18 protein-coding genes are annotated in these 14,891 nt (G+C 38.4%); 7 read left to right on the top strand and 11 right to left on the bottom strand.

What is annotated here, in order from left to right; genetic code table 11:
• Positions 1–44 precede the first annotated feature (44 nt).
• Entirely contained in the window at positions 45–1,229 is a 1,185-nt protein-coding gene (locus tag F8B77_RS03955) for a multidrug effflux MFS transporter (RefSeq protein ID WP_425277983.1), read from the bottom strand.
• Between the two features lie 102 nt (positions 1,230–1,331).
• On the opposite strand from F8B77_RS03955, the gene F8B77_RS03950 reads away from it, so the two are divergent.
• Complete coding sequence (locus F8B77_RS03950) at positions 1,332–2,204, top strand: LysR family transcriptional regulator (RefSeq protein WP_151653907.1); 873 nt, start codon at positions 1,332–1,334, stop codon at positions 2,202–2,204.
• A 108-nt stretch (positions 2,205–2,312) separates the two neighbouring features.
• Positions 2,313–2,933: a LysE family translocator gene (locus F8B77_RS03945; protein WP_151653905.1), complete on the top strand. Its 621-nt coding sequence runs from the start codon at positions 2,313–2,315 to the stop codon at positions 2,931–2,933.
• On the opposite strand, the gene F8B77_RS03940 is transcribed toward F8B77_RS03945, so the two are convergent.
• Positions 2,930–3,109 carry a hypothetical protein gene (locus tag F8B77_RS03940; RefSeq protein ID WP_151653903.1) on the bottom strand — a complete coding sequence of 60 codons (180 nt, stop codon included), beginning with the start codon at positions 3,107–3,109 and terminating at the stop codon, positions 2,930–2,932. The genes F8B77_RS03945 and F8B77_RS03940 overlap by 4 nt on opposite strands.
• Positions 3,110–3,252: 143 nt before the next feature.
• Between F8B77_RS03940 and F8B77_RS03935 the strand changes: the two genes are divergently transcribed.
• The gene (locus F8B77_RS03935; protein ID WP_151653901.1) at positions 3,253–4,002 is read left to right on the top strand and encodes a phosphatase; all 750 of its coding nucleotides are present in this window, start codon (positions 3,253–3,255) and stop codon (positions 4,000–4,002) included.
• A 104-nt stretch (positions 4,003–4,106) separates the two neighbouring features.
• Here F8B77_RS03935 and F8B77_RS03930 read toward each other — a convergent pair whose 3' ends face one another.
• From F8B77_RS03930 to F8B77_RS03920, 4 genes are all read right to left on the bottom strand, one after another.
• The gene (locus F8B77_RS03930) at positions 4,107–5,702 is read right to left on the bottom strand and encodes an ABC-F family ATPase (protein WP_151653899.1); all 1,596 of its coding nucleotides are present in this window, start codon (positions 5,700–5,702) and stop codon (positions 4,107–4,109) included.
• A 323-nt stretch (positions 5,703–6,025) separates the two neighbouring features.
• Positions 6,026–6,874 carry a formate transporter FocA gene (focA, locus tag F8B77_RS03925; RefSeq protein WP_151653897.1) on the bottom strand — a complete coding sequence of 283 codons (849 nt, stop codon included), beginning with the start codon at positions 6,872–6,874 and terminating at the stop codon, positions 6,026–6,028.
• A 217-nt stretch (positions 6,875–7,091) separates the two neighbouring features.
• Positions 7,092–7,229 carry a hypothetical protein gene (locus tag F8B77_RS17490; protein WP_167512755.1) on the bottom strand — a complete coding sequence of 46 codons (138 nt, stop codon included), beginning with the start codon at positions 7,227–7,229 and terminating at the stop codon, positions 7,092–7,094.
• Positions 7,229–7,804: a DNA-3-methyladenine glycosylase I gene (locus tag F8B77_RS03920; protein WP_151653895.1), complete on the bottom strand. Its 576-nt coding sequence runs from the start codon at positions 7,802–7,804 to the stop codon at positions 7,229–7,231. The genes F8B77_RS17490 and F8B77_RS03920 overlap by 1 nt, the downstream gene beginning before the upstream one ends.
• A gap of 117 nt (positions 7,805–7,921) precedes the next feature.
• On the opposite strand from F8B77_RS03920, the gene F8B77_RS03915 reads away from it, so the two are divergent.
• The 4 genes from F8B77_RS03915 (at position 7,922) to F8B77_RS03900 (ending at position 10,409) form a co-directional block, all read left to right on the top strand.
• Complete coding sequence (locus tag F8B77_RS03915) at positions 7,922–8,362, top strand: hypothetical protein (RefSeq protein ID WP_151653893.1); 441 nt, start codon at positions 7,922–7,924, stop codon at positions 8,360–8,362.
• The gene (locus F8B77_RS03910) at positions 8,359–8,916 is read left to right on the top strand and encodes an SCO family protein (RefSeq protein WP_151653891.1); all 558 of its coding nucleotides are present in this window, start codon (positions 8,359–8,361) and stop codon (positions 8,914–8,916) included. The genes F8B77_RS03915 and F8B77_RS03910 overlap by 4 nt, the downstream gene beginning before the upstream one ends.
• A gap of 48 nt (positions 8,917–8,964) precedes the next feature.
• A complete protein-coding gene (locus tag F8B77_RS03905; protein ID WP_151653890.1) occupies positions 8,965–9,411 on the top strand; it encodes a copper chaperone PCu(A)C in 447 nt (148 codons plus the stop codon).
• A 101-nt stretch (positions 9,412–9,512) separates the two neighbouring features.
• Positions 9,513–10,409 (top strand): DMT family transporter, encoded by an 897-nt coding sequence (locus F8B77_RS03900; protein ID WP_151653888.1) that lies wholly within the window; start codon positions 9,513–9,515, stop codon positions 10,407–10,409.
• Between the two features lie 260 nt (positions 10,410–10,669).
• On the opposite strand, the gene F8B77_RS03895 is transcribed toward F8B77_RS03900, so the two are convergent.
• The 5 genes from F8B77_RS03895 to pqiB all read right to left on the bottom strand — a co-directional run bounded on the left by F8B77_RS03895 (position 10,670) and on the right by pqiB (position 14,886).
• Entirely contained in the window at positions 10,670–10,927 is a 258-nt protein-coding gene (locus tag F8B77_RS03895; protein ID WP_151653886.1) for an HP1242/YdcH family protein, read from the bottom strand.
• Between the two features lie 203 nt (positions 10,928–11,130).
• Positions 11,131–12,117, bottom strand: a complete 987-nt coding sequence (locus F8B77_RS03890) for a zinc transporter ZntB (protein WP_244298193.1) — start codon at positions 12,115–12,117, stop codon at positions 11,131–11,133.
• Between the two features lie 119 nt (positions 12,118–12,236).
• Positions 12,237–12,398 (bottom strand): hypothetical protein, encoded by a 162-nt coding sequence (locus F8B77_RS17485; RefSeq protein ID WP_167512754.1) that lies wholly within the window; start codon positions 12,396–12,398, stop codon positions 12,237–12,239.
• Between the two features lie 275 nt (positions 12,399–12,673).
• A complete protein-coding gene (locus tag F8B77_RS03885; protein ID WP_151653882.1) occupies positions 12,674–13,243 on the bottom strand; it encodes a PqiC family protein in 570 nt (189 codons plus the stop codon).
• Positions 13,244–13,245: 2 nt separating this feature from the next.
• On the bottom strand, positions 13,246–14,886 hold the full coding sequence (gene pqiB, locus F8B77_RS03880) for an intermembrane transport protein PqiB (RefSeq protein ID WP_151653880.1): 1,641 nt from the start codon (positions 14,884–14,886) through the stop codon (positions 13,246–13,248).
• Between the last annotated feature and the right edge of the window lie 5 nt (positions 14,887–14,891).

Below are 14,891 nucleotides of genomic sequence, written 5' to 3'. Positions count from 1 at the left end.
AAGCTAGAACTCTTCACTGAATAATTAGTAATCATTTGATATTATTAGCTATTATTAGGTTGAACTTGCTTATTCCATAATAAAACAACGAGCATGCACACTGTGATCAGTAAATAAAATAAACCTAAACTGTTTTGGTCAGTCACCCAAGCCTTCACCAAATAACCGCCAAGTAATCCTGCTAAGCACATTTGAACAGAGCCTGATAAGGCCGAGATTGTCCCTACTTTTTTGGTATGCGGAGCCAGTAATAAATTAATAGAGAGTGGGAATGAAATGCCCTGAGCTACTGCAAGCAATGTGAATCCAAAAACCAGTGAAAACAGTGAGGTTTCAAAAAACACCAATGATAAACCTGATACTGTCATTATCCCGAGCGCTACTCCCATCAATTGAATAACACTACAACGTTTATTTAAACTATTGAGAATAAAGCTACCGATCATGAGCCCTGTTGATGGGATAATCATTACTTCTCCATATTCAGCCGCTGTAAGCCCTAACCCATCTTGAAGTAAAAAGGGCAATAAAGAGACCGAAACCAAACTACTTAAATAGCTCACCCAATTCAAACTTGCACTTGAGATCACTTGAGCATTACTAAATAAAGAACCATAGTCTCGTAATGTTTGAAGGATACTGAACTTCTCTGGCTTATACGGCAATGTTTCAGGCAAGATAAAATAACCAATAGTCAAAATACTCATTAAATAAATAAGCACAAAACCAAACACCCACTGCCAGCTAAAATGCCAAGCGATCCAACCTCCAATTACCGGCGCAAGTATCGGTAATATCGACGCGGTTATCGAAATATAAGACATTGCCTTTGTTAAGTGATGTCCACTGTAACTGTCTCTTAGCACGCTTCGGCCAAGTACCGATGCACTGCCCGCTCCAAGGCCTTGAAGTAATCTACCAAACACTAACGCGGTAAAATTATCTGTCATAGCGAAACAGACTAATGTCCCTAACAAGTAAATCCCCTGTCCTAAAATGAATATTGGACGTCGTCCAAGTGCATCAGACAAAGGGCCATAAAACAACTGTGAGCTGCCAAAGCCAACTAAAAAAAGCGTGACTAGAAGTTGAGCATCAGAAGACGAAACACCAAGTTCTTGACTTATTAGCGGAAGGGATGGCAAATAAATGCTCACACCGACTTGCCCCGTCGCAATGATCATCATAGCAAGAAGTAATGGCGTTTTATTTAAGCGACCTGATGGCAACGTTTGTGTCTTATTTTTATTCATTTAGCCAGTTTACATTCAATCAATATCATTGATAATAGCAACTAGAGGAATCACATTGCGTCCCAATAGGAATCAATCATGGATTGGATAGAGTGCGTTAGAAGTTACATAAAAGTGGTAGAAGAAGGCAGCTTCAATTCCGCGGCTTTTCAAATGAACACCTCAGGCTCCGCTATAAGTAAACGCATCAGCTGGCTTGAAGACAGAGTTGGAGTGCAGTTATTAACTCGAACGACTCGGTCTGTTCATCAAACTGAAGCTGGCATTCTATTTTATCAACGCGCCCGGCTACAATTGGACCAATGGCAGCATTTAGTTGATGAAACTCGCGCTATCAACCAGACACCAACAGGGTTATTAAAAATAGGCGCAACACTTGCTGTTGGGTCCAAATTTATCATCAAATATTTAGATGAATTTCTAGCAACTTACCCAAAAATTAAAGTTCAGTTAATCACAACGCTACCAGGGCAAGTGCCTGAAAATAATGTCGATGTTTTTATCAGTCGTGAGCTAGAACAACTCAATACCTTTAGTTATAAATCTACGCCTCTTTTTGAACATCACTCTGGTTTTTTTGCTTCAAAAGAATATATCGCTAAGCATGGTTTACCAAATAATGTCGATGAACTAAAACGTCATAATATGTTGATTTGGGGCGAACGACCAGTACGAGAAATAAAACTGGCGAATGGAAAGCGAGTCACTCTACGAGGTAATTTTGCAACGACCAACCCTGAAGCCCTATTCCATGCCGCAAAACGAGGAATGGGGATTTTATTAGCCAGTAAGCAAATGCTAACTGATGACATTGACTCGGGTAATCTAGTTGCAGTCTTGCCTGAGATGACAACTGATCACATATCGGTCAATGCTTACTACCCAACATTAGATTATGAACACACACGAACACAGCTTTTTATTCGCTATTTAAAAAATAAACTAAGTTGATATATATAACACTATTAATAAAATTAACACTATGATGCAAACATTTACATTGCATTTCACTTTAATTTCCGTACTCTGTTTTTCTATACTTTTTATCTATTAATCAGAATGAATACGACTATTTTATGGGCTTTTGTCCCTACCTTTTTTTTCGTCTCTGTTACTCCAGGCATGTGCATGACGTTAGCCCTTAGCCTCGGAATGAGCATCGGTTATAAACGCACACTTTGGATGATGATGGGAGAGCTCGTTGGCGTAGCTATTGTTGCTGTTTCAGCAGTATTAGGTGTGGCAGCAGTAATGCTTAATTATCCATGGTTGTTTACTGCATTTAAAGCGGTAGGTGCTAGTTATCTTGCTTATATCGGCGTTCAAATGTGGCGTTCAAAAGGAAAGCTTGCTATGACTGGAGAGACTACGGAAGCGCCAAAAGGAAAAGATTGGAATTTAGTGGTTCAAGGTTTTGTTACGGCAATTGCTAACCCGAAAGGTTGGGCATTTATGGTTTCTCTACTGCCACCCTTTATTGACGGAAGTAATGCCATTGCACCGCAATTAATTGCACTTGTATCTATTATTTTAATCTGTGAGTTCTTATGTATGACACTTTATGCCGTTGGCGGTAAAGGACTTAAACGCGTGCTTGGCCATTCCAATAACGTCAAAATAATGAACCGAATTTCAGGCAGTTTGATGATTGGTGTCGCTGTTTGGTTATTTGTGGGTTAGTTTTTCATAACCTCAGATAACATATCTAGTTCTTCATCAGTTAAGAGTTCACCACTAAACTCAATTTTCGATGATGTTTTTTCCTTCAGCTTTTTATTTACTGCATGCTGAAGATTTCGTAATTGATAGACTGTTAGCTGATTTAAATCACCGTTTAATATTTCTATTTTCATCATTACAACCTCGATCTTTTTAACGCATTCATTAATAACATGAATGTTACTTCTCTTTCTTTCATACTATGTCAGACAAATGTCAAAGCTAAAAGTTGCAAAAATCGGTTATACTGATCGCATTAATAGTTAAAAGGAGAAAACTAATGCGCATTCAAGTAGATACTCATACCCATACCTACGCTAGTGGTCATGCTTATAGCACTATCAGTGAAAATGCATTTTCAGCTTCTCAGCTTGGTTTACCTATGTTTTGCACGACTGATCACGCCTCTTCTATGCCAGGTGCTCCTCATTACTGGTTTTTTAGTAATCAGAGAGTGTTACCTCGTTTTCTCCACGGTGTTGCCATAATAAGAGGCTGTGAAGTTAACATTTGTAATATTGAAGGTGATATAGACATCCCACCCTCTGTAGATCAAAACCTTGATTGGGTTATTGCAAGTTTTCATGAACCTGTTTTTCCTCCTACAAATAAGTTAGTACACACGCAAGCATTAATCAAGATTATAGAATCTGGTCGAATTGATGCCTTAGGTCACTTGGGTAATCCAAATTTTGATTTTAATTTTGAAGAAGTCATACAATGTGCGGTTGATAACAACGTCGCTATAGAGATCAACAATACCTCGCTTAAAGGGGGAAGTCGTATTGGTAGTATTGACCGTTGTTATACCATTGCCCAAATCGCGAATGATCTAGGCGCTTATATCACTACGGGAAGTGATGCTCATTTTTGTGCGGATATTGGTAAGTTTGAAAAGGTAGAATTACTTATGGATACTGTAGACTTTCCCGTTGAGAAAATAATTACTCATACACCTAAACAGTTTCTTCAGTTCTTAGCACTACGTGGACGTGCAACTATTCCAGAGTTTAACGTATTTGCTAAATAATCTTAAGTTGAAGTAACTGAAATTCACTTACGACAGGCATAAAAAATGGAAGACTATCTCTAGTCTTCCATTTTATTGATTATCCAGAATATTAGGTTTCTGAATTAGCCTTTTAGACCTTGTTTTGCTAAGTACTCTTCGTAAGTACCGTGGAAATCGTTCACGCCATCTTTTGTGATTTCGATGATGCGTGTTGCAATTGAAGATACAAACTGACGGTCATGAGATACAAACATTAATGTGCCTTTGTAGTTCTCTAGCGCCAAGTTTAATGCTTCGATTGATTCCATGTCCATGTGGTTTGTTGGTTCATCCATTAATAGGATGTTTGGCTTTTGCATAATTAGCTTGCCAAATAACATACGACCTTGCTCACCACCAGAAATCACTTTTACTGATTTCTTAATATCACTTTGAGAGAAAAGCATACGACCAAGAATACCACGAACCACTTGCTCGTCATCGCCTTCTTGTTTCCACTGACCCATCCAATCTAATAGATTTAGATCTTCAGCGAAATCATGGCCGTGGTCTTGTGCGTAAAAACCAATGTTGTTATTTTCAGACCACTTAACCATGCCTGACATTGGTTCCATCTCGCCAGCTAATGTATTTAGGAACGTTGATTTACCGATACCATTTTCACCGATGATTGCAATGCGCTCACCCACTTCAACCATCAGGTTTACACCATTGATTAAAATGTTTTCGCCGTAACCTTGTTTTAGACCTTCAACTTCTAATGCGTTACGGAAAAGTGGTTTTTCTTGGTCAAAACGAATGAACGGAGATTGACGGCTTGATGCTTTAATCTCTGTTAGTTCAATTTTATCCAAACGTTTCTGACGAGACGTTGCTTGTTTTGCTTTTGATGCGTTTGCAGAGAAACGGCTTACGAACGTTTGTAAGTCAGCAATTTGCGCTTTCTTCTTAGCGTTATCTGCCTGAAGTTGTTCACGAGCTTGCGTTGCTGCTGTCATGTATTCGTCGTAGTTACCAGGGAACAGACAAATATCACCGTAATCTACATCAGCCATGTGTGTACATACTGCATTTAAGAAATGACGGTCATGCGAGATGATGATCATTGTACAATTACGAGCTAAAAGAACGTCTTCTAACCACGCAATAGTGTGCATGTCCAAGTTGTTCGTTGGTTCATCAAGAAGCATGATATCTGGTTCTGCGAACAGAACTTGTGCTAAAAGAACACGAACTTTAAGACCAGGAGCAACTTCGCTCATTAGACCAAAGTGTTGTGATTCAGGAAGACCTAGACCTAATAGCAGTTCACCCGCACGAGCTTCAGCTGAGTAGCCGTCCATCTCTGCGAATTCAGTTTCTAAATCGCCAACGCGCATGCCATCTTCATCAGACATTTCTGGTAAAGAATAAATACGGTCACGCTCTTCTTTGATTTTCCACAGTTCTTTATGACCCATGATAACAGTGTCAATTACTGTGAATTCTTCAAATGCGAACTGGTCTTGACCTAATTTAGCCATACGCTCATTAGGATCAGTCGATACCGTACCAGCCGATTGCTCTAACTCTCCACCTAAGATTTTCATAAAGGTAGATTTACCACAGCCATTCGCGCCGATTAAACCGTAACGGTTACCATTACCAAACTTAACAGAAATATTTTCAAACAGTGGCTTATCGCCAAATTGCATTGTGATGTTAGCAGTCGTTAGCACAGTACATTCCAATTAGTTATTCAAATAGACATAAAAAAACTGGCCCATATGTCCAGCTTTTCAAATTTAGGGGGAGTATAGCAGCATTTGTGATTTCCATCACTTTTTATTCTGTTTATGCTTAATAAACGCTAGAGGTGTCTGCCCTAGTTTTTTTTAAAATAGGAAATAAATGCCTTCCCCTTAGTCGGGGTAACTCTACTATCTTGCAAGCAGATGGGTTTGCCAGCTTTGCTGGGCAAACAAAAAAGGAGCGTTCAAAACGCTCCTTCTCTTTATCTAATATCTATGTAAAATCTACATACGCAGTTTAACGAATCAAATTAATGATTGTTTGGCTCACGTAGATAGATGATCCAGTAACCCATACCAACAAAAATACCACCACCAATGATGTTACCAATCGTCACGGGGATAAGGTTATTAATAACAAAATTACTTAATGTTAAGTCAGCAAAATCTAACGCAGAATAACCACTTGCCGCCCAGAACTCAGGAGATGCAAATGTTTTAATACCGACAGCCATTGGAATTTGGAACATGTTTGCAATACAGTGCTCAAAGCCCGCAGAAACAAACATAGCAACCGGAAGGATCATAACTAAGATCTTATCTGTTAATGTACGGCCAGAGAATGTCATCCACACACCCACACACACTAAAACATTACACATAAGGCCTAGCGCAATCGCCTGCCAAAAGCCGTGATGAAGTTTATGCTGAGCAATCTTCATCGTATTAATACCAACCGCGCCACCATCATTCATGTATTGCTTTGCAACTAGCATGATACCAACCAGTAGCATAGCACCAATAAAGTTACCAACATAAACAACAGCCCAGTTAGCACACAGGTTTTTCCAGCTAATTTTACCACTTGCACGGGCAACCAATGTTAATACTGAACTCGTAAATAGTTCACCACCAGTAACGACAACCAAAATAAGACCAAGGCTAAAGGCAAGGCCCCCAATAAAATGAGACATACCCCAAGGCATTGACTCAGCACCCGTCGTTACTGTGGTATAAAAAATAAAAGCAATACCGATGTGAATACCAGCAGTGATCGCTAATAAAAATGATTTGAATGGGTCTTTAGTTGCTTTTGCTACGCCAACTTCAGCAGCGCGTTCAGCCATTTGTGGCGGTAATAAAGAGTCGAACTGGTTCATAATAGAAACATTTTGATACAAGTGAATAGGAATGTCGGATAATCCTCCTATTTTGTAGCGAGTACAAGCAATTTTCTGGTCTGAAAGCATTAAAATTGAGAAAATTTACAACTATTTCCAAAAAATACAAAATGTGACATGGTTCACGCTCATTAAGTAAATATAAGATTTAAATTTTGATGTCTATCTTATCTTTATGACGACGATCTTGCTTAAATCATCTCTCAGACAAAATAGCTTTAGAAGAGTAATTTCGACCTTCCTTTTTCTTAAGTAACACTTCTTGATATGTATCGCCCACATCCAGCGTATCAATAATATTTTCTTCTACATCAGGTAATGATTTCTTATTCATTACTTTTCCTTACTATCTTTGTTATAACAAGGGCAACTAACTAAGTGATCATTCACTACCCCAGTCGCTTGTAAAAAGGCATAGCAAATAGTTGAACCGACAAACTTAAAGCCGCGTTTCTTTAAATCTTTACTTAATTTATCTGATAACTCAGTTGTTGCTGGTACCTCAGACATGCTTTTCCAATGATTCTGAATAGGCGTTTGGTCGACATAACCCCATAGATAATTAGAAAAACTGCCGAACTCTTTTTGTATGCCAATAAAAGCATGAGCATTAGTAATTGTAGATTTAATTTTAAGTCGGTTGCGTATAATTCTCACATCTAGCATTAACGCTTCTACTTTGTCTTGATCGTATTGACTGATTTTTTCAATATCAAATTGATCAAATAGAACCCTATATCCTTCTCGCTTCTTTAAAATCGTCGACCAGCTTAACCCTGCTTGCGCACCTTCCAAAGTTAAATACTCAAATAATTCATCATCAGAATAAACCGGTACACCCCATTCATTGTCGTGATAATCTCTATCTAAATCAGAAACCTCTGCCCATTCGCAACGCTTTTTATCCATCGTTATAACCTCTTTTCTTAGACAACTTAACTGAGCTCACACTACAGTAACTAGTACTCTATCCTGTATTTTCATTATGCTACCCTTTGCACACTTTTTTCTTGAGTTGCTGTCTGTATGAAAATGCTTTCTACTGTATTCAAAATATTATTTGTTGTTGCCTTATTACTTATCAGCTTCTTTTTCTCTGACATGACGCATTTTGTTAAAAACCAAATGAAGCCAAACATTGCGATTGAAGATACTTGTCAGCTATCGACTCAACCCTGCAGACAAAATGGGGTTGATATTCAGTTACAAAAAGGCACTCTTACACCTTTAGAGCCTAGCTCTATTACCGTTACATGGCCAAATACGAACTCAGAAAAACTCCTTCTTTCTCTTCAAGGGCTAGAGATGGAAATGGGCAATCCTATATTTCAACTAACCAAAACCAACGACAACACATTTGAAGGCGAGATCCTATTACCTATTTGTACTCAACATACCATGGTGTGGACAGGAACCCTCACTGATGGAAATACAGAAGTCACTATTTCATTAAAGGCTCAACAATGAAAAAACTCTTACTCATCATCGCGATCGTATTCGCAGGATTTGCGTTAAAACAGATCTACTTAGCAAATCTCACTGATGATGTCTCTCTTTATGGCGAAAACAATAAGGCCATTGATCTGTTTGATCTTAGCGATCCACGTATTCGCATTGTCTATTTCGGCTTTACTCGCTGCCCTGACGTTTGCCCTACCTCATTAGCCATGCTATCAGGCGCATTCAACCAAATAGACGACACCACATTATCTCAATTCCGTCCTATCTTTATCACACTTGATCCACAAAGAGATTCACCAGAACACTCTGCTGATTACGCACATTACTTTCATAAAAGGATAGAAGGCAGCTCTGGCTCACTACAAACGGTCAATATGTTAACTGATCGTTACGGCGTCACCTTCCATAAAACCGAACTCAAAGACTCTGCATTGGAGTATACGATTGATCACTCCTCTTATTTTTACTTTCTAACACCAGATGGGACGTTAATCACCAAAGTACCTCATACCGTGACACCCGATCCAATAGTGAGAGTGATTTTGTCTCTTTCGCAATAAAAATAACTCGTGTCCCTAAGGGACCATTACTTCTTAAAGGAATATCCGATGAAAAAAACCATCTTTGCCCTAATTACTCTTTTACTTAGCTCTACCGCTTTTGCTCAAAGTGAATTAACCATTGAAAATCCATACGCACGTGCAACGCCACCCAATGCGGTTAATAGTGCTATTTTCATGACCATAAAAAATGACGGCGATAAAGATCGAACACTGATATCAGCCACGACCTCAGCCGCAAATAAAGTTGAGCTGCATACCGTGATAGAGACGGACGGCATGATGAAAATGCGTGAAGTAGAATCTATCACCATAGCAAAAAACTCAGACACCGTTTTAAAGCCAGGCGGCTTACATATCATGCTTTTTGAACTAACAGGTTCATTAAAAGAAGAAGAGTTTATTGACGTAAACCTTAACTTTGCAAATGGCGATAAAGAAGTATTTAAAGCACCAGTAAAAAAAGTCATGGCTGGAATGAAGCACAAAATGTAATCATGTCTTTCTAATAAATCAAAGTGTCCGATTAGAGATATATATAATTAATTGTACCTGTCAAACTGCATCCCATTATCCTCTGATGAGATGCAGTTCACATGTATTATCTTTTACCGCTATTCACCGTACTTATTTGGGGCGGCAATTCTATTATTAATAAAATGGCAGCTTCTGCTATTGAGCCAAGCGCAATGAGTTTTTATCGTTGGGCTTTTGCCATGCTGATTTTGACTCCATTTTGTTTGCCTTCTGTCATCAAATCTCGTCATGTGATCCGTCCCTATTTAAGTAAATTGGCTTTTTTAGCCCTACTTGGCATGGTATTAAACCAATCTCTAGGGTATTACGCTGGCCTAACAACAACAGCTTCCAACATGTCTCTTATTACCTCGCTAGTGCCTTTGATTAGTATTTTCTTAAGCTTACCTCTGCTAGGTAAACGTATTTCTAAATTAAGTATTGTGGGAGCGGTGATCTCGCTAGCTGGCTTAACATTCATGCTTGGGCATGGCGATGTCACTTTCTTCTTACATCAACCAATTACAGAAGGTGATGGCTTAATGGTCATTGCTGCAAGTTGCTATGCGACTTATTGTGTATTACTAAAACGCTGGAAAATGCCCATCACTAGCTGGCAGCTAATTTATATGCAAGGGCTGTTTGCTGTCGCCATGCTAGCGCCATTATGGTTATCCAGCGACAATTTATTACCAACAGAAAATTCTATCCCATTAATCATGTATGCATCTATTGCTGCGTCTATTTTAGCACCTTGGATGTGGGTAAAATCGATTGATGTCATTGGTGCAGAATCAAGTGCGATGTTCATGAACTTATTGCCTGTAGTGGCGGTATCACTTGCCGCGATTCTGTTAGGTGAGAAGATTGAGAGCTACCATTTAATGGGTGGTTTAATGGTAATTTCTGGTGTTATCTTGGCTCAAGTTAAAACCAAAAAAACCAAGCAAGAAGCAGCCTTACTTATCAAAGCGTAATTATTGTTAGTAGTAACATGATATAAGAAAGCCGACTGTTCATAAGTCGGCTTTTTTGTGGGTATTCGTTAATTGTTACTGAAGAATTATACCAATCACAGTAAGTAAGTGATCAGGAATAGCGAAGGAAAAATGCTTGAGAACAAGACGAAATTTTTTGATAAGTAGTTATTCTACAATCAAAAATTTCAACGCAGTTATCGAGTATTTTAACCAGTTAGGATGATCCGTTATTTACTACGATTGGTATTAAATGAAGATTAGTTACTCGCCATCTCATGATGCTTAGTCAGCTGCTTATACAGGATGTCTTTTAACTCCATACGCTGATGCTTGAGTGTATTCATGTTCTCATCATCAATTGGGCTACCAGAAATCTCTAACTGTCGAATGTCATAATCCAATTGATGGTATTTTTGAAGTTCTGCTTTGAATGCGGGATCGTCATAATTTAGCTGAACAATGTCTAATTTAAGCTCTGGAAAATCTAAGATAAAAGCATGGTTTTCATTTAGCATTAGCACTTCCTTTTCTATCAGATTATTTACCAGTATAGGAGCAATCTATCAAAAGAAATGTGGCGTATCACACAAAGTGAATTTTTCACCCTCAACAAATTAATCTTAATAAAAACTTATCTTTAGAAATAATATTACCACCTCGATTGTGAGGTGGCGCTGCTGTTACCATTGATGATTGAGTATTTTATATTACTAATTGGCTAAATCCATTTCTTCCAAATAAATATTCCCACCATAACCACTGATACAATAAGACAAATAGAGGAAACGATCCAAAAACCAATAGACGAATCAAGCCCTGGCATACCGCCAACGTTAATTCCCATTAATCCCGTAAAAAAGCTTAATGGTAAGAAAATAGCAGCAACAATAGTCAGTACATACGACCGTTGGTTCATTTGCTCTGATATCTCATTCGTAATTTCTTCTTGTAGCATGACAATACGATCTCTTACTGCATCAATATCTTCAATATGTAGTACTTGCTGTGCTGCAATACTATTTAATTTCAAGCGATGCATGTCATTCAACCAATCTAATTGTTTGTTTACTAACCGATTAAGCGCATCACGTTGCGGAGCAAGAAAGTGACGAATTTTACTACTTTGTTTTCTTGTATCATGCAATGTCGAACGAATTAGACTTAAATCACCATCATCAAATTCATTTTCTTGCTGTAATAGTATTCCTTCAAGCGTATCTACCGTTTCAGACATTCCTTTTATGATCTTATCAACCCAAGAAATCAATAGTTGAGGGATTTCTTTAGGACCGGTGCCGTTGTTTAAGTCGGTAACAATTTCTTGAGTGGATATCAGGGCACGTTTACGAGTACTCAGCATACGACGGCCATCAGTCCATAACCGTATTGAAACCATATCCTCTGGTTTAGAGTTTGGATTCACGTTTATTCCTCGAAACACCGCAGATAGTTCATTATCACGGCTCATAACATTCGGTCGGCTATCTTCATTAAATAAAGTATCTAATATAATATCATTAAGTTTTGTATTATTTTGCAACCAGCTATGTAATTGTTGATCGGTATAATCAAGGTGCAACCAAAGCTTATCCTGACTATTCCAGGATTGAAGGACATCTTCCCAACTCAGTTTGTTAGCACCACCTTTTTGATCTAAGACTAATGCATGAAAAAAACCTTTGGGCGGATTATTCGTATCATTCACTGATGTTGTCCTCATATATCCATTACAATATTTTATTAACTCTCTCAAACCAAATCGATGGTAAAAATAATAACTTAGTTTATTTTTAGATTAAGCACATATTTAATGATAACTCTACTTTATGTCATTTTATACTTAAAGATATTCTCAATAATCTCTTGCCCTGAAAGTGGCACAGTCATCGCCATTGAACCAAAGAGCATAGCAAGGCCAACTACCTCCGTAGATGCTGAAATTAAGATAGTCGCTGAAATAAGCACTTTCTTGGTAATTTTACCCACATCACACACATTCGATATAACATAATACTATTACCTTAAGCCTATTTTTCGAAACCTTATCATTCTTGGAAAAGAAGGCTAAATGAAAATAGTAATGAATTAATTAGTCGCTACTTCCCAAAACGAACGTCCATCGCCTAGATAAGTACAAGCATCCAGTCATATTCGATTATTGATTAATATATGGTCCAGAAATACGAATAACGAATGAAAAGCCCACCGTTATGACTAATAGGTAAGCTTTTCGTCCATTGAGCTTAGAGCAAGCAAATACACTACTTCACTGCACTTGCTATCTGTGTGGTTAACTCACCAACAGCGGTTGATAATGCTTCCACTTGTGCGCTATAACCATCTTTTGCAAGTGGAACACTAAACTCAAATGGATGTACCGTTTGCAAATTACCATTGGCACCAATAATCATCCACTCACCAGCGACATTAGCGACACCAGTATATACGCCATTAAACTGGTTAATACGTACTTGTAATCGTGACGCTCCCGCAGTTGATAATGTTGGGGTTAACTGTGTAGCCCATAAGTGATTTTGCTTTTGACGCAAATCATAAGTAATACGGCGCGTTAACTGTTTTGCTAATGCCTCACCCCATAAATTTTGTTGCGCTTCAACTATTTCAGTTGCTGAGGTTTGATAAACCAAACCATTACCCGCTAAATGCTCAGCTACCTCAACAGGTCGTACAATTAATAATGGCTGATGAGTTTCGTGAGATACTGTTAACGTCTTACCTGGAGGTAATAAGAATGTATTTACCCCTTCAGGCGCACTACTACAGCCACTAACGGCTAGCGTAATTGCTGCGATGACGAACCATTTTTTCATTATTAACGACCTCCAACAGGTACTGGGTCTTGTGTTTTCTCATCACCAAACACAAGTGAATTTGGTTTTTCATTTATTTGACGTAACACCGGCTGAAGCTCAGTCATAACCGCTTCAAAACGGATTAACGCACCTTCTAGATCCTGATATAACTCAGTATCAGGACCAAAACCATTAAAGGTTGTTTGGATCTGCTTAAGGCTTGCACGTACATCACCAGGCAATGCTTGAGTATCTTTTTGCCTTAATAATCGATCCAAATCGTTAATCGCTTCCCGCATCGCCTCCATTGTTTTTTCAGATGTTTTTAATGTCGCAGTCATTGAATTTAACGTATCTTCAACCGGCAACTTATTAAATTTATTCAGTAAATTAGTTAGCTGCTTCTGTACTTCGGCTAAATCTCCCGGTTTGGTTGGGAAGATCGCATAACCATCATAGGTCATTAATTTTATGGGTTTTTCTACTTTATAAACATCAGTGCCAATATACAATGCACCGGTTAATAAATTACCAGTTTTCAATGTTGCACGCAGACCTAACCTAAACTCTTTTTCAAGATTTTCTTTCAATGAGGCCAGTGTGCCCTCATCTGTATGATCAAACACACGCCCTAAGTCAATACGTATCAGCACTGGAATTTGCTTGCTAGTAAAACCTTCTTGGCTAGTCGGTAAACGTAAAGGTACTTTTTGTACGGTACCAATTTGAATACCACGATACTCAATCGGAGCTCCTGCTTTTAAGCCTCGAATCGATTCGCTAAACAGCATCACAAAATCAAGGTGTTGCTCAAACATTTTTTCTCGAACTGCTTTCTGATTATCATATAAACGATAATAGCTTTTTTGCTTAAGTTGTGATGTACCTTGATCATCTGCCGGTGTTGTAAATGTCACACCACCCGTTATTAAAGATTCTAAAGAGCCAATGTTAACATTAAAACCTTCAGTACCCACCTGCACTTCTAAACCAGACGCTAAAATAAAATTACTGCTGGTACGAACTAAACTATCATAAGGTTCAAAAATAAATAATTGATAATTAGCGCGTTTAGTATTGATATCAAAACTGACTTTCTCTACACGACCAACCGTAAAGCCGTCATAAAGTACCGGATCACCAACGCCTAATTTACCCGCTTGACGGCTAGTTAAAATAACCCGCAAACCTTTCGCATCAGCTGGCGCGACCGGAGGAACATCTAATGCGACAAAATGATCTTTATCTTTCTTTCCTTCGCCAGGTTGCATTTCAATATATGACCCAGAGAGTAATGTATCTAATCCAGATACTCCCCCTTTACCTATGCGCGGTTTAACCACCCAAAATAGAGTGTCGTTTTTAAGCATCCGGCCGGTATCATTGTCCATCTGGGCTGTTACGGTGATATAACTGTAATCTTTACTTAATTTAACTTTTGTAACGACACCAACTTTTACATTCAATGATTTGATTGCTGTTTTTCCAACTTCAATACCTGATGCATTTGGTAATCGAATCGTAATCACGGGTCCTTGACTAGTAAGATATTGAACAAACATCCAAATACCAATAGCAAGTGCAACTAATGGTACGATCCATATCGGCGACACTTGTTTTAAACGTTGTACTTTTGCCTCTGTTGGCTGGTTATCATTCATAATTT

Origin of the sequence: Aliivibrio finisterrensis (assembly GCF_008933155.1) — a bacterium.
Taxonomy (GTDB): Bacteria; Pseudomonadota; Gammaproteobacteria; order Enterobacterales; family Vibrionaceae; genus Aliivibrio; species Aliivibrio finisterrensis.
The sequence above is the reverse complement of the archived record's forward strand: the minus strand, read 5'-3'. Positions and strand labels throughout refer to the sequence as shown.